At 43.3% G+C, this 2,942-nt stretch carries 3 protein-coding genes; all 3 read left to right on the top strand.

What is annotated here, in order from left to right; translation table 11 throughout:
- Nucleotides 1–195: 195 nt before the first annotated feature.
- A complete protein-coding gene (locus B4H32_RS10985; protein ID WP_004665303.1) occupies nucleotides 196–906 on the top strand; it encodes a GntR family transcriptional regulator in 711 nt (236 codons plus the stop codon).
- A complete protein-coding gene (gene prpB / locus B4H32_RS10980) occupies nucleotides 899–1,780 on the top strand; it encodes a methylisocitrate lyase (protein WP_004680108.1) in 882 nt (293 codons plus the stop codon). Before B4H32_RS10985 ends, prpB begins: the two co-directional genes overlap by 8 nt.
- A gap of 158 nt (nucleotides 1,781–1,938) precedes the next feature.
- Nucleotides 1,939–2,942: bifunctional 2-methylcitrate synthase/citrate synthase (prpC, locus tag B4H32_RS10975; protein WP_286803066.1), on the top strand; the 1,004-nt coding region annotated here is incomplete at its 3' end.

Here is a 2,942-nt window from a genome sequence, read left to right as displayed (position 1 = left end):
TAAAGTACTTAAATTTTATTAAGAATATGTTTTATATATAATTATTTTATATTTTTAGTACTTTTTCAAAACATTCTATTGTGAGGCAATCGAATAGTATTGACTGGGTCAGTCTATTTCATTGTCGACAATCCTATTGCATTTTTTCTTCTATCTCGTTATAAAATCATCAAAACTGTAGAGATTGTCGACAATATGCAAGATACCCTTGTTCCTCAAGCCATCAGCACAAGTCAGAGTATTACCCTGACGGAACATGTATTTAAGCAAATTCAATCAGCAATCGTGTTAGGACAAATTCCTGCGGGCAGCAAAATTTCTGAGCCTGAGTTAGCACGTATTTATGGGATTAGTCGTGGTCCTTTACGTGAGGCGATCCATCGTCTGGAAGGACAGCGATTGGTTGAGCGTACGGCCCATGTCGGTGCACGCGTGGTGTCACTGTCACTACAGCAGTTTCAAGAACTTTACCAAATTCGTGCTTCACTTGAAGGCTTAGCTTGTAAGTTGGCTGCACAGCATATTGATAAAAAACAAATTTTAGCATTGCGTGATGTACTGCGAATGCATGCTGAAGATGAAAATTTTAAAGCAGGTAAGGGCTACTATCTGCAAGAAGGTCAAGACGATTTCCATTACTGCATTATCAAAAGCAGTGGCAATAAAACCCTCGAAAAAATGTTATGTGATGAGCTGTATCACCTCATCCGTATGTATCGAATTCAATTTTCAAATACCCCAGATCGACCAAGCAAAGCTTGGGATGAACATATCCGCATTTTAGATGCGATTGCAGAGGGTGATGGTGAGCTTGCTGAAATGCTGATGCATCGTCACATCAATGCATCCTACAAAATTGTTGAGCAAACATTGCTGCAAACCCAAGGAGAACATCAACATGGCTAAATCTGCTGGTCAGTTATTCCGCGACGCGGTCGCAAATGAAAAACCATTACAAGTGGTCGGTGCGATCAACGCCAATCATGCATTGTTAGCAAAGCGTGCAGGCTACAAGGCGATCTATTTGTCGGGCGGTGGTGTTGCCGCAGGTTCTTTGGGTTTACCTGACTTGGGGATTAGCAACCTTGATGATGTATTGACCGATGTACGCCGTATTACCGATGTCTGTGATCTACCCTTATTGGTTGATGTGGATACAGGTTTTGGTGCTTCCGCGTTTAATATCGCACGTACCACTAAATCAATGATTAAGTTCGGCGCAGCGGCAATGCACATTGAAGACCAAGTTGGTGCTAAACGTTGTGGACACCGTCCTAACAAAGCCATCGTGACGCAACAAGAAATGGTGGATCGTATTAAAGCTGCGGTTGATGCGCGTACTGATGAAAACTTTGTGATCATGGCACGTACCGATGCTTTAGCGGTTGAAGGTTTACAAGCAGCGATTGATCGTGCAGGTGCTTACATTGAAGCAGGTGCGGATATGTTATTCCCTGAAGCGATCACTGAATTGGCAATGTACAAGCAGTTTGCTGATCTGACCAAAGTTCCAGTATTAGCGAACATTACTGAATTTGGTTCTACGCCATTATTTACCACTGAAGAATTGGCTTCTGCGGATGTGAGCATTGCGTTATATCCACTTTCAGCATTCCGCGCGATGAACAAAGCAGCGGAAAATGTGTATGAGACTCTGCGTCAAGAAGGCACACAGAAGAACGTTGTTGACACCATGCAAACCCGTCAAGAATTGTATGAGCGCATTAACTACCATGCGTTTGAACAGTATCTTGATGGAACTTTTGCGAAGAATAAATAATCTCTGAAATTTACCCCTCCTAACCTCCCCTTAAAAAAAGGGGAGGAACCTCACCAATCAGATCACATTTTGATTTCGTGAAAGTCTCCCCCTTATAAGGGGGAGATTTAGAGGGGGTAAAAGTGCAAACACATAAACACCTTAAAAAGGACAATCTTATGAGCTCTAATGAAACTCCAACAGGCTTCAAGCCAAAAAAATCAGTTGCGTTAAGTGGTCAAGTTGCAGGTAACACAGCACTTTGTACCGTAGGTCGTAGTGGAAATGACTTGCACTACCGTGGTTATGACATTCTAGACCTTGCAGTGGGTAGCGAATTTGAAGAAGTTGCGCACTTGCTTGTACATGGCAAACTGCCAAACAAAGCTGAGTTGAAAGCCTATAAAGCAAAACTGAAAGCACTGCGTGGCTTACCCGCAGCATTAAAAACTGCACTTGAGCAACTGCCACCGTCTGCACACCCAATGGACGTGATGCGTACGGGCGTTTCAGTTTTAGGTTGTTTAACCCCTGAACATGAAGACCACAATGAAGCAGGTGCAAAGGACATCGCTGATAAATTGATGGCAAGCTTGGGTTCAATGTTGTTGTATTGGTACCACTTCAGCAACAACGGTCGTCGTATCGAAGTTGAAACGAATGATGACTCAATCGCTGCGCATTTTCTCCATTTACTTCATGGCGAAGCGCCATCTGAAGAATGGATTCAAGCCATGCATACCTCTTTGATTCTGTATGCAGAGCATGAATTCAACGCTTCTACATTTACTTCACGTGTTGTTGCAGGTACAGGTTCAGACATGTATTCAGCAATTACAGGTGGTATTGGTGCGTTGCGTGGTCCAAAACATGGTGGGGCGAACGAAGTTGCATTTGTGATTCAACAACGTTATGACAACGCTGACGAAGCAGAAGCAGACATCCGTAGCCGCGTAGAGAAAAAAGAAGTGATCATCGGCTTTGGTCACCCTGTTTATACCATCTCTGATCCACGTAACGAAGTGATCAAGAAAGTGGCGCGTGATCTTGCAGATGCTCAAGAGAACACCAAAATGTACCTTATTGCTGAACGTTTAGAAGCAGTGATGAAAGAAGTGAAGAACATGTTCCCGAACCTCGATTGGTTCAGCGCGGTGAGCTATCACTTGATGGGTGTTCCAAC

The organism is Acinetobacter sp. UBA2063 (assembly GCF_002333245.1).
Lineage (GTDB): Bacteria > Pseudomonadota > Gammaproteobacteria > Pseudomonadales > Moraxellaceae > Acinetobacter > Acinetobacter parvus.
The sequence above is the reverse complement of the archived record's forward strand: the minus strand, read 5'-3'. Positions and strand labels throughout refer to the sequence as shown.

Excerpts from the sequence above, each read along its gene's own strand:
- B4H32_RS10985 (WP_004665303.1), top strand. The coding sequence starts at position 196 with ATGCAAGATACCCTTGTTCCTCAAGCCATCAGCACAAGTCAGAGTATT.
- prpB (WP_004680108.1), top strand. The coding sequence starts at position 899 with ATGGCTAAATCTGCTGGTCAGTTATTCCGCGACGCGGTCGCAAATGAA.